Here is a 16,386-nt window from a genome sequence, read left to right as displayed (position 1 = left end):
AGCGCCAATGAAGGCTGTACGCCTGCACGACTACCACAAGCAGCCCGTCATCGAGGAAGTGCCGGATCCGGCCCTGGCGAGTCCGCTGGACGTGATCGTCCGGGTCGGGGGCGCCGGGGTGTGCCGGACCGACCTGCACATCATCGAGGGACAGTGGGCCGGGGCGATGAACCCCCGGCTGCCCTACACCTTGGGGCACGAAAACGCCGGCTGGGTGCAGGCGGTCGGCTCCGGGGTCACCAATGTCGCGGTCGGCGACACCGTGATCCTGCATCCGCAACCGTCCTGCGGGCAGTGCCTGGCCTGCCGGTCGGGCCGGGACATGGGGTGTGCCGCCGGTACGTTCCCCGGAGTGTCCGATCAGGACGGTGGGATGGCCGAGTACGTACGCACGAGTGCGCGGGCGTGTGTCCGCCTCGATGCCACCACCGAGCCCGCGGAGGTCGCCGCCTTGGCCGACGCCGGGCTCACCGCCTACCACGCGGTGCGTAAGGCGATCCCGCTGCTGCCGCCCGGCAGCACGGCGGTCGTTCAGGGCGCCGGCGGACTCGGGCACATCGGCATCCAGGTTCTGGCTGAGCTGACCGCGACGAGGATCATCGTCGTCGATCGGGACCCGGACGCACTCGCACTCGCCGCCGAACTCGGCGCGCACTCGAGCGTCCGTTCTGACGGTGACAACCCGGTTGACGCGGTCCTGGATCTCACCGGTGGGCAGGGCGCGGACGTCGTGTTCGATTTCGTCGCCGAGCAGGGCGCGGAAAGCGATGCGTGGTCCATGACCGCCGCGGGTGGCTCCCTGTTCGTGGTGGGGTATGGGGGCGAGCTGCGGATCCCCACTATGGCCCTGGTCGGCCAGGAGAAGAACGTGGTCGGGAACATGGTCGGTACCTACAGCGAGCTCGTTGAGCTGATGGCGCTCGCCGAATCCGGCAAGGTAGCCCTGCACACCCGGCGCTACCCGCTCGACGCGGCGGCAGAGGCGTTCGAAGACCTCGCGTCGAACCGGGTGCGGGGCCGCGCCATCCTGGTGCCGTCTGCCTGACGGTGGTCATACCACCCCTGCTGGTGTTACTTGAGGTGCCGGGCCGGGGCACTCCAGCTGGCCAGAAGGTCGAGCGCCTGGCGCGCGGGTGAGTCGGGCTCGGGCGAGAAGACGCTGATGTGGAGCCCGGGGTCAGCGGGCAGATCGAGGGCTTCGTAGGGCAGGGCCAGGTCCCCGACGACCGGGTGGTGGAGTTGCTTCACGCCGGAGCGGTGGAATTTCACGTCGTGCCTGGCCCATAGCTGGGCGAACTCGGCGCTATTGGTGGAGAGCTCGCCGATCAGGTCTGTCAGGCCCTTGTCGCGCGGCGAGCGGCCGGTCTCGGTGCGCAAGAACGCGACCGTGTCGCTGGCCGCCTTCTCCCGCTCGGGCCAGAAAACGGCGGAACCAGGATCGAGGAACAGGAACCGCGCGATGTTGACCGGACTACGTTGCGCGAACAACGGGGAATCGTAGACCGGGGCATGCACAGCCTGGCCGAGAGAGTTGGCGGCGAGGATGTCGAACCGCCCGTTGTGGATGAAGGCCGGCAGGTCGATCATCGCGTCGAGCATCCGCAGAACCACCGGTCGGATCCGCCCGCTCGCGGCGGGTGATCGGCGCTCGGACGCCCTGGTCGCGCGGGCCAGGTCGTAAAGGTGGGCCCGCTCGGCATCGTCGAGCTGGAGTGCGTGGGACAAGGAGTCCAGCACCGAGTCCGAGACGCCGCTCAAGTTCCCGCGCTCAAGACGGATGTAATAGTCGATGCTCATGCCGGCCAGCAGTGCCACCTCCTCCCGGCGCAACCCGGTTACCCGTCGTTTCACGTTGAGGGCAGGCAGCCCTGCCTGCTGAGGCGTGATGCGGGCGCGATGGCTACTGAGGAACTCCCGCACCTCGTCGGCGTGCTCATTCCTCGCGCGGTCGGTCACACGACCACCATAGGTCGTGCGGCGGCGTGCTGGGAGGTACTGCCGTTACCGGGAAGAGCAGTAGCTCCCGCCCGCCCATGAACACGGGTCATCGTGTGAGCCATGACAGACACCACGGTTATCGTAAGCCCGTCCGGGGCGATCTCCCTACGCGGTGTGGCATGAGCGACTCAAGCGACCGGGTTGCCGTCGTCACCGGTGGCGGCAGCGGTATCGGCCGCCAGACGGCCTTGACGTTGGCTCGAACCATGCGGGTCGCGGTCTGTGATCTCGATGGTGAGGCGGCCGAACGAACCGCCGCTGTGATCCGCGACTCCGGTGGCCGCGCACAGGCGCATCAATTCGATGTTGCCGATGCGGATGAGGTCGCCCGCGAGATCGGCGCGGCCGGCGCGCATTTCGGGCGCATTGACGTCGCCGTGGCCTCCGGTGGTTATCAGGATTTCCTGGGAATTCGGGATATCAAGTCCGAGCAGTGGGATCGTATGCTGGCCGTACACGCCCGGGGCGCATTCAATGTGGCTCAATCGTGTATCGATTTCATGGCGGCCCATCACTACGGTCGTATTGTTCTCGTATCTTCGATGGCAGCCACGGGCGGCACGAGTCCGCATTACTCGGCGGCGAAGGCCGCGATGATCGGATTCGCCAAGTCGTTGTGCCGAGAGGTGGGTCCGTTGGGCATTACGGCCAACGTCGTGGCCCCGGGCGCTATCGATACACCAATGCTGGCCGCGGCAACCGAGGCCATTCGGGCCAGGGCAGCCGGGAATCCGATGGGCCGCATGGGTACGGCCGAAGAAGTCGCTGATGCGATCGAGTTCCTCGCTTCAGAGCGCGCCGGATTTATTACCGGAGCCGTCTTGCACATCAATGGTGGCGCTCATACCTAGTACTTGTCCCGGTCCGGGAGATCTCGGCGTCGGCGCGAGACCGAGTCGTGCGGCGCCGTGGTGTCGATCAGCGCATGAGGGAGCTCAACATGACGATAAGACGAGTAGCTACTGGTCACAACGCGGAGGGCAAGGCTGTTTTTGCCAGCGACGTGGAACTTGAGCACGACGGGGGTGGTGGCCCTATTATTTACCAGATTTGGGCCGGCGACTACAAAGGTGTACACCTGCCGGACGACGGTTCTGAGCCTGCCGTTGAAGACGAGTACTTCCCGCGCACGGGCGGGTTTCGTTTTTTGAAGATCACGACGCCGCCGAATGGCGCAGCCCCGGTGCCGGAGCCGGCGTCGGGCACTTTTACTCCGCGGCGGCCGATGCGTTACGGTTTCGATGCTGATTTTCCCGAAGGCGCCGGGATGCACAAGACGGCCAGCATCGACCTCATGATGGTCCTGTCCGGGGAGCTCACCCTCGAACTCGACGATGGCGCCAGCAAGACCGTGAAGGCAGGCAACACGATCATCCAGAATGGGACAAAGCACCGGTGGATCAATAACGGCGACGTGCCGGCGGTTATGGTGGCCGTCATTATCGGTGTTGACCACGACGACTTCGCCTAGCCGACGAATCGGCAGGCTGGAGGTTTCATGGTGACATATTCTCGTACCGGTAGCGGTGAATTCCAGTTCGAGATCCACGACGACTGGGCGAAACTTCCGGACGGTTGGGTACTCGGCCAAGCCGCGATCGTCACTGATGCCGCCGACAACGTCTACCTTTACAACCGTTCCGATCATCCGATGATCGTGCTGAATGCCGATGGCGACTTCCTGCGCGCCTGGGACGACGACGTCATCGAAGCGTTGTTCAGCCCGCTCGGTCACCCACATGCCTGGACCGACTCAGTCCTGCGCAGTGCCCACGGCTTGTTCATCGACGAGGAGCAGAACCTCTACTTCTGCGTCCTTGCCTGCCACGTCGTGCTCAAGTGCGATCTGGACGGGCGGTTGATTCAGACTTTCGGGCTTCGTGACGTGGCGTCGAATCCGGATTGGAACGGCGTGCAGCTGCAATGGCTCGACGCGCCCCCGCCGAGCGCGCATCCGCCGATGTGCCTGCCGACCGATGTCGCGGTGGCGCCTGACGGCAGCGTGTACATCAGCGACGGCTACGGGAACGCCCGGATCCATCGCTACGCTCCCGACGGCAAGCTGATTTCGTCGTTCGGCGAACCAGGAAAGGGCGGCGCCGGGCAGCTGCATTTGCCGCACGGAATCTGGGCCGACGAAGAACGAGTCTACGTCGCGGACCGCGAGAACGACCGGATCCAGGTCTTCAGTCCGGACGGCCGGCCACTCGAGATCTGGCCCGATTTCATGATGCCCTGTGACCTGTTCATGAGCGCCGATCGGAGGCTGTACGTCGCCGAGTGCGCGGGGCCGTCGGTCTGTACGATCCTCGACCAGGACGGCGGGGTATTGGCGCGCTTGGACGCCGGGGACGGGCCGATTTCCAGTGGGCGCCATCAACTCTTCGGCGGTCACGATCTCTGGGTCGACTCGAGCGGGTCGGTATATGTCAACCGGAACGTCGACGGCAAGCGGGTGGTGAAATATGTCCGCCTGCATTAGCGTCAATTTTTCGTTCGGCGATCGCGCGTTGCACCCAGGCGACAATTTCTGTGGCGAGGGCGCAGATTTTGACCTCTATCGGCCCTCCGTATTCGGCCTGCCGCCATGGGAAAGGGGTTTGTTTTTGACGCTGGTAGACATGGGGTGGGCGAGATGAGTTGGGCTTTGAGAAACAAGGTGGCCATTGTCGGGATCGGTCAGACGGCGTTCACGAAGCCTGGAGCGAGTGGTCGCAGCGCGTTCTCTCTGGCGATTGAAGCCACGCTGGGTGCGTGCGCGGATGCGGGCGTGCGGCCGACAGATGTCGATGGTTTCGTGACCTACGGGGTGGAGTCCACTGATCCCTACACCCTGGCGGAGACGCTGGGCGTCGAGAAGACGACGTTCATGGACCGTTATCCGGGCGGTGGCGAGGGACTGGCCGGCGTGGTCCACCACGCAGCCATGGCGATCCACGCGGGGGTGGCGGACACGGTGGTCGCCTACCGGTCGCTGAGTGGGCGGCTTTACCTTGGGAATAGCCCTGAGATCAGTGCCGAGGATGACAACGGGTTCTTCCGGAAGAGTTTCCTGTTCCCGTTCGGGGTCACCGTCCCGGCGCAGTTCTATGCGATGCATGCGCGGCGGCATATGATTGATTTCGGTACGACGAGTGAGCAGTTCGGTGCGTATGCGGTGAATCAGAATCGGAACGCGCAGCGTAATCCCAATGCGATTCATTATGGTCGGCCGATTACTGTGGAGGATCATCAGTCGAGTCGGGTGGTGGCTGATCCTTACCGTTTGTATGACTGTACTCAGGAGGCTGACGGGGCTTGTGCGGTGGTCATCACCGGTGCGGAGCGGGCGGCAGGGCTGCCGCATAAGCCTGCGTTTGTGGTGGCGGCGGCGGAGGGTAGTGGTCCCTCGAATCATCTGTACACGCAGGTGCGGCACCAGTCGCGTTTCAATACGGCTGGTTTTGTCGAGATTGCTGAGGATCTATATCGTCGCGCCGGGCTGGGCCCCAGCGATATGGATGTTGCGCAGATTTTCGAGACTTTCACGGGTCAGGGCATGATGGCACTGGAGGATTTTGGTTTTTGTGGCCGGGGTGAGAGTGGTCCGTTTGTTGAGTCGGGCAGTGTTGGCTGGCCTGATGGTGAGGTTCCGATCAATACGGCGGGTGGTGGGCTCGCGGAGGCCTATATTCACGGCTTCAACAATTTGGTCGAGGGTGTGCGGCAGTTGCGTGGCACGTCGACCTCGCAGGTGGCGGGGGCGTCTACCTGTCTGGTGACGGCCGGTCCTGGTGCGATGCCGTCCAGTGCGCTGATTCTGGCGAATGAGCCGCGGTGAGCGGGGAAGGAATCCCATTGTGCTGATCTTTGATGAACAGATGGCCCGGCCGCGCGTGGATGATCCGGACACGCTGCCGTTCTGGGAGGGGTGCCGGGAGCATCGGTTGGTGGTGCAGCAGTGCGCGCGGTGTGGTGAGTATCGTTTTGCGCCTGTTCCACTGTGTCATTGCTGCCAGTCGTGGGAGACCACGTGGGTCGAGTCGGCGGGGCGGGGGCGGGTCTACACATGGACGGTGACGCCTCGTGCGATCCAGGCCGGGACGGCGTCAGCGGTGCCGTATAACACCACAGTCATCGAACTCGATGACTGTGGTGGTGCGCTCATCACGAGCAATGTGCTCGATATCGACAACGACCAGTTACGGCCCGGTCTCCCGGTCGAGGTTGTGTGGGACGACGTCTCCGACGATGTGACCGTGCCCCGGTTCCGGCCGGTGTCTTATTCCGATCGTGAGAAGGCAAACGATGAGCACTGACCTGTTGGCCGGCATCCGGGTTCTCGATTTTACTTTGGCGGCTGTCGGGCCGTTCTGTACCCGGGTTTTGTGCGACCTGGGAGCGGAGGTGATCCATGTCGAGTGGCCGCGGAAACGTTTTGACGGGCAGGAATTCGATCCCGATGGCACGAGGTTTCGTCGTGATCGGATGCTCGCGGACAACCAGAGTGACCAGTTGTTCGCGCACGTGAATGCGGGCAAGAAGAGCCTGGCGATCAACCTGAAGTCCGCGCAGGGACTGGAGTTGATCCGGCAACTGGTGGCCTCTTGTGATGTGGTCGTGGAAAACATGACACCCCGCGTGATGCAGAGTCTTGGTCTGACGTATGAGGAGTTGAAGCGCATCAACTCCCGGATCGTGATGTGTTCGATGAGTGGCTTCGGGCAGGCGGGCCTGAACGGGGATACGACAAAGCCGTGCTCGGATCCCATTGCGCAGGCGATGAGTGGTTTGAGTTGGCTGACGGGTGAACGTGATGGCTACCCGTACGCGATCGGTGGCGGGATCGCGGACACGATCACCTCCATGGTGGGCGTGTCGGCGATTCTTGCCGCGCTGGTGGGCCGCAACACGACGGGCGAAGGCCAGTACGTCGACCTCGCCATGGTCGAATCCGTCGCATACCTCGATTGCACGTCGCTTCCCTATACCGCGATGACCGGTCGACAACTCGGGGCCCGAAATGGCGCCCAGAACAGCTACCAATCCCCGATGGGCCCCCTCAAGGCGAAAGATGGATACCTCTCGATTCAGGCCTACGGCGAAGGACCGGACAGTCCGTGGGGGCGGGTGGCGCAGCTCATCGGCCGGCTGGACATGATCGATGACCCGCGTTACCGCACCGACGCAGACCGGGTCGTCCATACTGCCGACGTGGTGGCCGCCATCGAGGAGTGGCTGGAATCGTTGCCCTCCCGGGACGTCGCGCTGACCCTGTTCGACGCCGAGCGCGTTCTCTGTGCACCGGTCCTGTCCCAAATGGACATGCTGAACCACCCCTACTTCGCTGAGCGAGGCACCTTCGGCGAGGTTGACTATCCCGGGCTCGGTCCGGTCACGATGGTCCAGCCACCGTTCAAGTTCTCCGACGCCAACGCCTCCGTGCGGGGACCAGCGCCCGAGATGGGCCAGCACAGTCGAGAGGTACTGGCGAACATCCTGGGCATGGAGCAGGGCCAATTCGACGAGCTGGTCCGATCCGGGGCGGTGTTCGAGTCCGCGGCCGGACGCGCACGCACCGAACAAACCGCCCCCGATCACCGCTAGAAAGGCAGACACACACGTGGAACTAGCTCCAGGAAGAGCCCTCTACAGCAAAGTCGACTCAACAGGAGTCATCGTGGTACGGGCCCCAACCGTGCACACCGACCTGACCTGCGGCGGACAACCCATGGGGGAGTCCGCTGTGGACGGTGGCGAGCCAGCCACGAACGGCGGCCTGGAAATGGGACGTCGCTACTGGGACCCGACCGGTGGACTCGAGGTCCTGTGTACGGCCCCGGGAGGGCTTCCCGTGCTGGCCAACGGGAATCCCCTCGAACTGGTACCGACCAAGCCACTGCCGTCGTCGGACTGACAGGCAAGGTCGAGTGATCCCATCGTCTACCCCTGGATAGTGTGCATGAGGAGAAGACCGTGCAACCGACCACAAATCCCGCTGACCCGGTGGCGGCGACGAAGATCACCGGAGAGCCCTCGCGTCCTCGTGGTGCCGGGGCGCGAGCCCGGCTGAGCGCCCTGCCGCCGTGGGCCGGGATCGTCGTGGCGACGGCTTGCCTCGTAGTCGTTCTCTCGCTATCCCAGAGCCTGTTCCTGACCGAGCGCAACCTTCAGACGTTGTTCACGGGCTTGTCGCCCGTGCTGCTCATGGCGGCCGGCGCCACTATGTTGATCACCCTGGGATACGTCGATCTGTCCATCGGGTCACTCATGGCGCTCGCCATAATCGTGCTCTCCGGCCTCATGGGCACCGGCCTACCCGGAATCGTGGTCGTGGTTCTGACCGTCGCGTTCGCCGGCGCTGCGTCAGGGCTTACCAGCGGAATCCTCGTCGGCAAGGTCGGCCTCTCCTTCTTCGTCGTGACGATCGGGATGCAGGCAATCTTCCGTTCCATCGCGCAACTCCCGGGCAACGGCGTGCCCAGTGACCTCGGACAGTCCGGTGCGTCGATTGTCGGCTGGCTCAGCAACTCGACCGCGGGCGGGTTCCCGGTCCCGTTTCTTGTGGCCCTCCTGGTCGTACTGCTCGGCGCACTGGTGACGGCACGTACGGAGTTTGGGAACGCGGTTCGCGCGGTCGGTGGTAACGAGGTAGCCGCGCGCCTCGCAGGGCTACCTGTCGCCCGAGTCAAAGTCATTGTCTTTGCAATCAGCGGACTCACTGTCGGCCTGGCAGCGATCTTGTTCGCCGGCCGGGGGGCCTCTGCCGACCCGAACGCGGGCATCGGGTTCGAACTCTCAGTGATCGCGGGCGTTCTGCTTGGTGGATCATCGTTTCAAGGCGGAGCGGGCACATTCACCGGGACCTTCTTCGGTGTCACCTTTGTTGCCATCGTTCAGAACGGCCTGGACCTCATCGGCGTGGCTACATTCTGGCAAGGCGTTGTGACCGGCGCCGTGCTGATCGCCGCCGTCGGACTCGAGTTGTTGCGGAAACGCGCATGACCGGGCTTCAGCTCGAGGGGATCGTCAAGAGCTTTAGCGGCGTGCGAGCCCTTCGTGGGGTTTCCCTTGATGTGCCGGCGGGGGAGGTACGCGCACTCCTGGGAGAGAACGGTTCCGGGAAGAGCACACTGATCCGGATCGTGGCCGGTGAGGTAGCCCAGGACAGCGGGTTGGTCTCGGCCAACCAGGTCCCGTTGCGACCAAGGGACATCCGTGGCCGGCAGCTCGCTGGTGTCGGCATCGTTGGTCAGTCTCCGGAGATTTGTGCCGGCATGAGTGTCGCCGACAACATGTTCCTCGCGCAGCGTAGGCGGTCATCGCTTCGGGGGATGCAGACGCGGCGAGTGGTCGACCGCGCCCAGCGGCTCCTGGACGAGTGGGGGCTCGGGCTCGACGCCAGAACCCGGGTCGGAAACCTCTCCCAGGATCGACAGCACCTGGTCGAGGTCGCTCGAGTCATCGCGCAGGAATCCCGGATCATCGCGTTCGATGAGACAACCGCGTCGTTGACGGAGGATCACGTCGAGCACCTCTTCGCCGTCATCCGCAGGCTGCGCGATCGCGGCTCGGCAATCTTGTTCGTGACGCACCGCTTGGCCGAGGTATTCGACATCTGTGACAGCGTCACGGTCCTGCGCGATGGAGAGCACATCCAGACTGCGCCGCTTGACGAGTTCGACACCGATCGCATCGTCCAATTGATGGTCGGCCGAAGCATCCGTGACCAGTTCTTCCGCCCGGCCGCTCAGCAGGGTCCGGTAGTCCTCAGCGCTGAGGGTGTCATAAACCGGGAAGACGGCGAACCGTTCAAACTCGACGTTCGCGCGGGCGAAGTGGTAGGCATCGCTGGACTGGTTGGCAGCGGGCGAAGCAATCTGCTCGAGTCGCTCTATGGGCTGCGGCCTCGTCACGGTTTGGTCGCCTGTGAGGGTCGCCGCATACGTACGCGCAATCCCGCTGATGCGATGCGGGCCGGCGTCGGCCTGGTCCCCGAGGATCGCCGGCGGCAGGGCTTGGCGCTGAGTCAATCTCTTCGTCAGAACGCAAGCTTGCTCGACCCGACGAGGCGCGGACTCGCGCGGCTTACCTCGGGTGCCCGCTCAGATCGGCACCTGCAAGTGATGACAGCGCGGATCCGATTGAAGGCTCCGAACTCGCGCTTCGCCGCAAGCACGCTGTCGGGTGGGAACCAGCAGAAGATCGTGCTCGGTCGTTTGCTGGAAGCGGTGCCACGAGTGCTCCTGCTCGATGAGCCGACGCGGGGTATCGACGTCGGTGCGAAGCGCGAGATCTACGACCTCATTCACGAGCTCGCAGAGCAAGGCACAGCAATTGTGCTCGTGGCGTCTGAGCTGCCCGAACTCCTTGGCCTCAGCGACCGGATCATCGCATTGCGCTCCGGACGTGTCGTTGAGGAGTTCCCCCGCGGTTCGGACGCCGTTGATATCGGGCGGGCAATTATCGGTACGGCCCCGAGCCGGCAAGGTGCCGCGCGGGATGACAAACCATGAGGAGCATCAATGATGATGAAACTCGCGTGCGTCGGGTACATGGCAGTTCTGGCCGCCCTGATGTCAGCTATCACGGCGTGCGGTTCAAGTGGTTCGGCTGCCGATACGGCGGCGACCGCAAGCGGATCCAGCAGCGCGGCCACGCAGCACGGCAACAAGATTGCTTACCTCCAGCCGCTGGTTGACCCGAGCGTGCAGTCGGTGACCCTGGGCATGCAGTGTGCCGCGAAGAAGGACGGCGACACGATCGTGTCGTTGAACGCCGGCTTTGACCAGGGCAAGCAGATCAACCAGTTCGATACCGCGCTGACTCAAGGCGCGAAGGGAATCATCGCCAACCCCGTCAATCAGCAGGCGATGTATCCCTCTTACGCGAAGGCGCATGGAGAGGGTGTCCCGGTCATCGACTACGCCGGACCGAACGCGTCCCCGCCGAACGCAACCAACGTCGGCGAGGATCCGAGTGCGGTCGCACAGGCGACTGTAGACGCGATCATGAAGGCAATTCCGTCGGGTGCGAAGGCCATCATGATCGGGGGACCGCCGGCGGTTGCCGGCGTAACGCCGCGTGAAAACGCATTCAGGGCGGCGGCGGGCAAAGCCGGTATCCAGATCCTCGGTGAGGAGGACAGCCTCACCCTGGCTGCGACTGACGTTCAAGCCAAGACGTCGAGCCTGCTGCTGAAGTACCCGCAGGCAAACATCATTTGGGGTATTACTGGTGCCACGGCCTCGTCTGCTGCGCAGGCCGCCAACGCCCAGGGAGACGCCGTTGGCACGAAGGTGTTCACCGTCGGAGTCGGAGCGTCGCCAGATGTGGCTGCGGATGTGCGCGCCGGGACGCTGAGCATCATGGTCGACAACAAGTCGTACGAGTGGGGCGAGGCTCTGGTGGGCCTGATGGATCAGGCCATCGCCGGCCAGACCATTACGAACCCCACGCTGTCCTATACCTCCTACACCAAGGCGGACATCAACTCGTGGGTTCCGCCGACGGCGCGCTGCACCTCCTAGACGTGGGATTGGGGGGAGCCCGATACCGGGCTCCCGCCGGCAACTCGGCCGGATCCGGGGCGGACGTGCGGCGTTCCGTTATGGATGGAGGTTGTAGTGGAAATTGTCGACGCCCAAATACATCCGCCGGACCCGGCGACTCCGTGGGTTTATGGTGAGGACTCGAAGATCGCGTTGAGTTGCGAGCTTGCCCGTGAGGCGATGGACTCCGTGGGAGTGGATGCCGCGCTGATTCACACCGGCAACGCCGCGTATTGCGAGTTCGCGATCGAAACCTACCCCGATCGATTCGCGGGCTGTTTGACCTTCGATCCAAACGATACAGAGGTAGCGAACTTCGTGAGCGGCTATCGGAATCGTCCCGGCATGCTGGCATTGCGTACCATCGCGAGAAGCTGGGTAGACGGAAAGCTCACCGAAGACTTCATCGAGGGCCGATTCGAACCGGCGTATGACGTTGCGGAAAAACACAATGTTCCCATGTTCATTCAGGCGGCCGGATACCTGCCCTCGGATCTCACCCCTGTGGTCCGCAACCACCCGAATCTTCTCTTTGTGCTAGACCACGTGGGCCTCGACCAGCAGCCGGGCGTCGTCCCGGACGATCCTTGGGAACGGTTGCCCGAAGTACTGGAAATGGCACGGTTCGCCAACGTCGCGTTGAAGCTCACTGGTGTTCCTACGCTGGCGCGCTCTCCGTTCCCGTTCACCGACGTCTGGCCTTACGTGCATCAGGTCATCGATGCATTCGGTGCCAACCGAGTGATGTGGGGGAGCGATTTCACCCGCATGCGTTACGCGCCGCGCTCGGTCGAGCGCGGACCAAGGGCGGGATGGTTTGGTCTGTACAGCGACGCGGTGAACTTCATTCGGGATACCGAAGAGTTGACCGACGACGTCAAGGAGCAATTGCTGGGCGGCACCATCCGACGGCTACTGAGCTGGAATACCTAGGAAGTTCATTCGCACTACCGGCGACGCCGGCTCGCGTCCTCGAGCGCCGGCGGGATGTACCCGGTGTCGGCCCGTGAGAGTGTGATACCGGGCGGCACGATCTCGTCGATTCGGTCGAGCACATCACCGGACAGGGTCACGTCAACCGCACCGAGTTGCGATTCGAGTTGCTCCAACGTCCGTGGTCCGATGATCGGTGCAGTGATCGCCGGATGCTGAAGAACGAACGCAAGAGCGAGGTGGATCAGCGGAATTCCGGCCTCATCCGCAAGCACCGCCAACGCGTCAGCCGCGTCGAGCTTGGCCTGATTGTCCGGCTTCGACAGGTCATACCGGCCCGGCCTCCAGGCCGCGCGATGGGACTGCGGCGCATCTTCGCCCTTGCGATAGCGCCCCGTCAGCCAGCCGCCGGCCAGCGGACTCCACGGCAATACGCCCATGCCGTATTGCTCAGCCACCGGCAGCACGTCCGTCTCGATGCCCCGGACCAGAATCGAGTACGGCGGCTGCTCGGTGACGAAGCGCGACAGCTTCCGGTCGCGGGCGATCCACTGGGCCTCGACGATCTGGTGCGCCGGAAAGGTCGAGGAGCCGAATGCCCGGATCTTGCCCTGGCGCTGCAGATCGGTCAGCGCGGCCAGCGTCTCTTCCACATCGGTTCCGTCCTCGGGACGGTGCACCTGGTAAAGGTCGATCCAATCGGTGTTCAGCCGCCGCAGGCTGCTCTCGACCTCGGACACGATCCACCGGCGGGAGTTGCCACGCTTGTTCGGGTCCCCGCCGGACTGGCCCAATGCGACATCCATCGGGGCATGGAACTTCGTGGCCAGAATGACGTCATCGCGGCGCCCGTCAGCCAGCGCCTTGCCGACGATGACCTCCGACTCGCCGAGTGAGTAGACGTCAGCCGTATCGATGAAGTTGATACCGGCGTCGAGCGCGCGATGAATTATCTTCACCGAGGCGTCGTGGTCGGGTTCCCCCCAGGCTCCGAACATCATGGCCCCAAGACACAGCGGGCTCACCTGCATGCCGGTACGACCAAGACCGCGATAATCCACAGCCGGACGGTAGTACGACGGTCCGGGCATCGGCACAGTGGCCTCGACGATGCAGCGTCCGGGCCTCAGCGGTGAGTCTTGCCTCGCGATCACGGGCGATGGGGGAAGCTGATGCGCATCAGCCGGCTGTCGGCCCAGTCTTCGAGCCGGGTCGGCCGGATGGTGCCGGGGTCGTGGGGCTGATTGAGATCCGCGACGATCTCCGCCAGCACGGCCTGACGTTCAGCTGGGTCGGTGACAGGCGTGGCCCGTGCGGGCAGATCTGCGCGGATCCCGTTCTTGAGGTGGAAGGTGAAGGTGGGATTGGCGAGAAGGTTCGCATGCCAGTCGGTCGCGGCACCGCCGGCGCCGCTACACAGGTAAGTGGTGCCCGCCGCTCGGTAGAAGAAGATCTCGATGCGGCGTGGCCGGCCGGTGCGGCGCCCTAGCGTCGTGATGTCGATGATCCGTTCTCTGGTGCCTGCGGCGGGGGTGATCTCGATGGCTCGCCGGATGTAATCGGGCAGGTGGGATAAAGACGCGTCCCGTGCGGAGTCGTTCGACCCGGTCGTGTCTGGAGTGCTCATGCGGTCTCGGCCTGAAGGGCGGGGCCGAGGAGGAGGCCACCGTCGATGACGTACTCCGACCCCGTGATGAACGACGCGTCCGATGAGGTGAGGAACAGGAGAAGACGGGTGACGTCGGTCGGCTCCCCGAGCCGGGGGATAGCGAACGGCTCGGGTGAGTAGAAGTCGGCGATTGCCGCGGTGGCGCCGGCTGCTGGTTCGTGGATGAAGGAGGTCGCGATCACGCCGGGGTGGATGGTGTTTACCCGGATGTGGTCGCGGCCGAGTTCGAGTGCTGCCGTTCGGGTGAGCCCTCGCACGGCCCACTTGCCGGCGACGTACGGCGCGTAGTGAGCCGTGCCGCCCAGGCCCATGATCGAGGCGATGTTGACGATGGCTCCCCCTGCCGCGCGGCGTAGAGCGGGAGCTGCGACCTTGATGCCGAGGAAGGTCCCGGTGAGGTTGACGTCGAGGATGCGCGACCACGTGGCCTGCTCCGTGTTCTCGATTGTCGCTGGCGGATTCTGCACGCCCGCGTTGTTGACGAGCACGTTCAGGGCGCCGAAGGCGTTCTCGGCGGCTAGCACAGCGGCGGACCACGAGCTCTCGTCGGTGACGTCGAGGCGGGCGAAGCGAGCACGGGTCCCGAGCTCGTCGGCGAGAGCGGCGCCGCGTTGCACGTCGATGCCGCCGATCACCACGTTCGCTCCCTCCGCGTGAAAGGCGCGCACGTGGCTCGAGCCCTGACCGCCGGTCCCACCGGTCACGAGCACGGTCTGGTTGTCGAAGCGGGGCATCAGATGTTCCTTCGGTACATGGGTGAACAGCGGTCAGTGGTGAGTCAGGTGACTCGCCACTCCCGACACTAGGTTGGGGGCAGTGGCGAGTCAAGCCACTCACCTCGTATGCTCGGCCCATGAGCAGGGCTGTGACGACGTATCACCAGCGCATCGCCCAGGAGAAGCGCGCGCTGATCGTGACGGCCGCGACCGCACTGTTTCTCGAGTTGGGCTACGACCGGACGTCGCTGGCGCGGATCGCGGAGCGCTCGGGCGTTTCGCGGGCCACCTTGTTCAAGCAGTTTCCGAGCAAAGCTGCCCTGTTCGACGCCATCGTGACCGAGTCATGGTCGACCGCTGACGAGGAGGATCCCCCGCCGGCAGGCAACGTCGTCGACGGACTCAGCATCATCGGTCGCCGTTACGCCGAGCTGCTGGGCCGTGCCCAGATGACCGACCTGTTCAGGATCGTCATCGCCGAGCTGCCACGGTTCCCCGAGCTGGCCCATGCGCAGTTCTCGCACGGAAAGATGCCCTACTTCGAGTCCGTACGCAGCTACCTCCTGGCCGAGCACGAGGCGGGAACCGTGCGGGTCGAGGACGCCGACCTCGCAGCCACCCAGTTCCTGGGCATGATCTCCAACTACGTCTTCTGGCCGACACTCCTGGTGCCCGGCTGGGAGGTGAGCACCGAACGCGTCGCCCAGGTAGTCGACGAGGCCGTCCGCACCATCGCCGCCCGGTACGCCGCAACCGGACCAGGGACGTCCACCAACGACTGAGTCCCGCCGCGACCAAAGGAGCCCATGCCTACGCAATCGAGGCCGTCGGCAACACCCTCAGCTGTGACGAGCCCCATTGTGCAGAGGCCCAGCGCGGCGCCGCCGGATCGACCAGAAACTGGCCCGGGCGTCCGGTGATGGCTGACGGCGGCTACCAGGGCTGGCAGGAAGATCTCAACGCCATCGACCGCAAAGGAAAATCCTGCGGGACCACCGCCGCGCGGCCAGCACCCGGTCAGTGGTCACTACCAAGAGCAGTCACGGGACACCCTTGGCTCGGCCCGGCTTAGCTTCCGGCCATGGCGATGACCAGTTTGCCGCCCTTCGGGCGTTGCTCGCGCTCCAGCTCCGTCAGGGCCTGAATCGCCTCGGCCAACGGGACCGTACGGGCGACGGGTAGGCGCAGGGTCCGGGCCACCTCCTCCAGGTCCGCGGTCACCAGCCGGCCCATCATCGCCCGGTACGGCCCGGGCAGGGCGCTCCTGATCATTTTGGCCGGCGTCGGGACGATGTCGACGATGGTTCCGCGGGGCTTCAGCAGCGTTCGGGCCGCGGCGAAGGGAAGCATGCCGGGCGTGTCGAAGACGAGATCGAACCGTCCCGCGAGGGCGGCCGGGTCGAAGCCGAAACCCACGACCGGTTCGACGCCGAGCTCGCGGGCCTCGTCAGCCGCGGTGTCGCGGCAGCTGCCGGCGACCGAGGCTCCCCGCGTCTGGGCGAACTGGACGGCGGCCCGGCCCACCCCGCCCAGGCACCCG

At 64.6% G+C, this 16,386-nt stretch carries 18 protein-coding genes; 13 read left to right on the top strand and 5 right to left on the bottom strand.

Annotated elements, in window-relative coordinates; all coding sequences use genetic code 11:
* Positions 1–7 precede the first annotated feature (7 nt).
* Complete coding sequence (locus GKO32_RS09980) at positions 8–1,045, top strand: NAD(P)-dependent alcohol dehydrogenase (RefSeq protein WP_154756529.1); 1,038 nt, start codon at positions 8–10, stop codon at positions 1,043–1,045.
* 26 nt (positions 1,046–1,071) lie between these two features.
* Here GKO32_RS09980 and GKO32_RS09975 read toward each other — a convergent pair whose 3' ends face one another.
* Positions 1,072–1,956, bottom strand: coding sequence for a helix-turn-helix transcriptional regulator (locus GKO32_RS09975; RefSeq protein WP_312867758.1), 885 nt, complete (start codon positions 1,954–1,956; stop codon positions 1,072–1,074).
* Positions 1,957–2,117: 161 nt separating this feature from the next.
* On the opposite strand from GKO32_RS09975, the gene GKO32_RS09970 reads away from it, so the two are divergent.
* The 11 genes from GKO32_RS09970 (at position 2,118) to GKO32_RS09920 (ending at position 12,461) form a co-directional block, all read left to right on the top strand.
* The gene (locus tag GKO32_RS09970; protein WP_166459470.1) at positions 2,118–2,849 is read left to right on the top strand and encodes an SDR family NAD(P)-dependent oxidoreductase; all 732 of its coding nucleotides are present in this window, start codon (positions 2,118–2,120) and stop codon (positions 2,847–2,849) included.
* A 74-nt stretch (positions 2,850–2,923) separates the two neighbouring features.
* Positions 2,924–3,469, top strand: coding sequence for a cupin domain-containing protein (locus tag GKO32_RS09965; protein ID WP_154756527.1), 546 nt, complete (start codon positions 2,924–2,926; stop codon positions 3,467–3,469).
* A gap of 27 nt (positions 3,470–3,496) precedes the next feature.
* Positions 3,497–4,480 (top strand): NHL repeat-containing protein, encoded by a 984-nt coding sequence (locus GKO32_RS09960; RefSeq protein ID WP_154756526.1) that lies wholly within the window; start codon positions 3,497–3,499, stop codon positions 4,478–4,480.
* A 153-nt stretch (positions 4,481–4,633) separates the two neighbouring features.
* Positions 4,634–5,818, top strand: a complete 1,185-nt coding sequence (locus GKO32_RS09955) for a thiolase C-terminal domain-containing protein (RefSeq protein ID WP_154756525.1) — start codon at positions 4,634–4,636, stop codon at positions 5,816–5,818.
* A gap of 19 nt (positions 5,819–5,837) precedes the next feature.
* Positions 5,838–6,296 carry a Zn-ribbon domain-containing OB-fold protein gene (locus GKO32_RS09950; protein WP_166459468.1) on the top strand — a complete coding sequence of 153 codons (459 nt, stop codon included), beginning with the start codon at positions 5,838–5,840 and terminating at the stop codon, positions 6,294–6,296.
* Entirely contained in the window at positions 6,286–7,584 is a 1,299-nt protein-coding gene (locus tag GKO32_RS09945) for a CaiB/BaiF CoA transferase family protein (protein WP_154756523.1), read from the top strand. Before GKO32_RS09950 ends, GKO32_RS09945 begins: the two co-directional genes overlap by 11 nt.
* Before the next feature lie 73 nt (positions 7,585–7,657).
* Entirely contained in the window at positions 7,658–7,894 is a 237-nt protein-coding gene (locus GKO32_RS09940; protein ID WP_154756522.1) for a hypothetical protein, read from the top strand.
* A gap of 89 nt (positions 7,895–7,983) precedes the next feature.
* Positions 7,984–8,982: an ABC transporter permease gene (locus GKO32_RS09935; RefSeq protein ID WP_154756521.1), complete on the top strand. Its 999-nt coding sequence runs from the start codon at positions 7,984–7,986 to the stop codon at positions 8,980–8,982.
* The gene (locus tag GKO32_RS09930; RefSeq protein ID WP_154756520.1) at positions 8,979–10,493 is read left to right on the top strand and encodes a sugar ABC transporter ATP-binding protein; all 1,515 of its coding nucleotides are present in this window, start codon (positions 8,979–8,981) and stop codon (positions 10,491–10,493) included. The genes GKO32_RS09935 and GKO32_RS09930 overlap by 4 nt, the downstream gene beginning before the upstream one ends.
* 9 nt (positions 10,494–10,502) lie before the next feature.
* A complete protein-coding gene (locus tag GKO32_RS09925; RefSeq protein ID WP_154756519.1) occupies positions 10,503–11,507 on the top strand; it encodes a sugar ABC transporter substrate-binding protein in 1,005 nt (334 codons plus the stop codon).
* A 96-nt stretch (positions 11,508–11,603) separates the two neighbouring features.
* Positions 11,604–12,461 carry an amidohydrolase family protein gene (locus GKO32_RS09920; RefSeq protein WP_166459467.1) on the top strand — a complete coding sequence of 286 codons (858 nt, stop codon included), beginning with the start codon at positions 11,604–11,606 and terminating at the stop codon, positions 12,459–12,461.
* A 14-nt stretch (positions 12,462–12,475) separates the two neighbouring features.
* On the opposite strand, the gene GKO32_RS09915 is transcribed toward GKO32_RS09920, so the two are convergent.
* The 3 genes from GKO32_RS09915 to GKO32_RS09905 all read right to left on the bottom strand — a co-directional run bounded on the left by GKO32_RS09915 (position 12,476) and on the right by GKO32_RS09905 (position 14,864).
* Positions 12,476–13,522 carry an aldo/keto reductase gene (locus GKO32_RS09915; RefSeq protein ID WP_312867772.1) on the bottom strand — a complete coding sequence of 349 codons (1,047 nt, stop codon included), beginning with the start codon at positions 13,520–13,522 and terminating at the stop codon, positions 12,476–12,478.
* A gap of 89 nt (positions 13,523–13,611) precedes the next feature.
* Complete coding sequence (locus GKO32_RS09910) at positions 13,612–14,088, bottom strand: nitroreductase/quinone reductase family protein (RefSeq protein WP_154756517.1); 477 nt, start codon at positions 14,086–14,088, stop codon at positions 13,612–13,614.
* Positions 14,085–14,864, bottom strand: coding sequence for an SDR family oxidoreductase (locus GKO32_RS09905; protein ID WP_154756516.1), 780 nt, complete (start codon positions 14,862–14,864; stop codon positions 14,085–14,087). Before GKO32_RS09905 ends, GKO32_RS09910 begins: the two co-directional genes overlap by 4 nt.
* Before the next feature lie 119 nt (positions 14,865–14,983).
* On the opposite strand from GKO32_RS09905, the gene GKO32_RS09900 reads away from it, so the two are divergent.
* Positions 14,984–15,628, top strand: a complete 645-nt coding sequence (locus GKO32_RS09900; protein WP_154756515.1) for a TetR/AcrR family transcriptional regulator — start codon at positions 14,984–14,986, stop codon at positions 15,626–15,628.
* Positions 15,629–15,914: 286 nt separating this feature from the next.
* On the opposite strand, the gene GKO32_RS09895 is transcribed toward GKO32_RS09900, so the two are convergent.
* The coding region (locus GKO32_RS09895) for a zinc-binding dehydrogenase (protein WP_154756514.1) at positions 15,915–16,386 on the bottom strand (472 nt) is incomplete at its 5' end.

Origin of the sequence: Amycolatopsis pithecellobii, assembly GCF_009707865.1 — a bacterium.
Lineage (GTDB): Bacteria > Actinomycetota > Actinomycetes > Mycobacteriales > Pseudonocardiaceae > Amycolatopsis_E > Amycolatopsis_E pithecellobii.
Note: the sequence above shows the minus strand (reverse complement) of the source record. Positions and strands in the feature narration are given on the sequence as shown.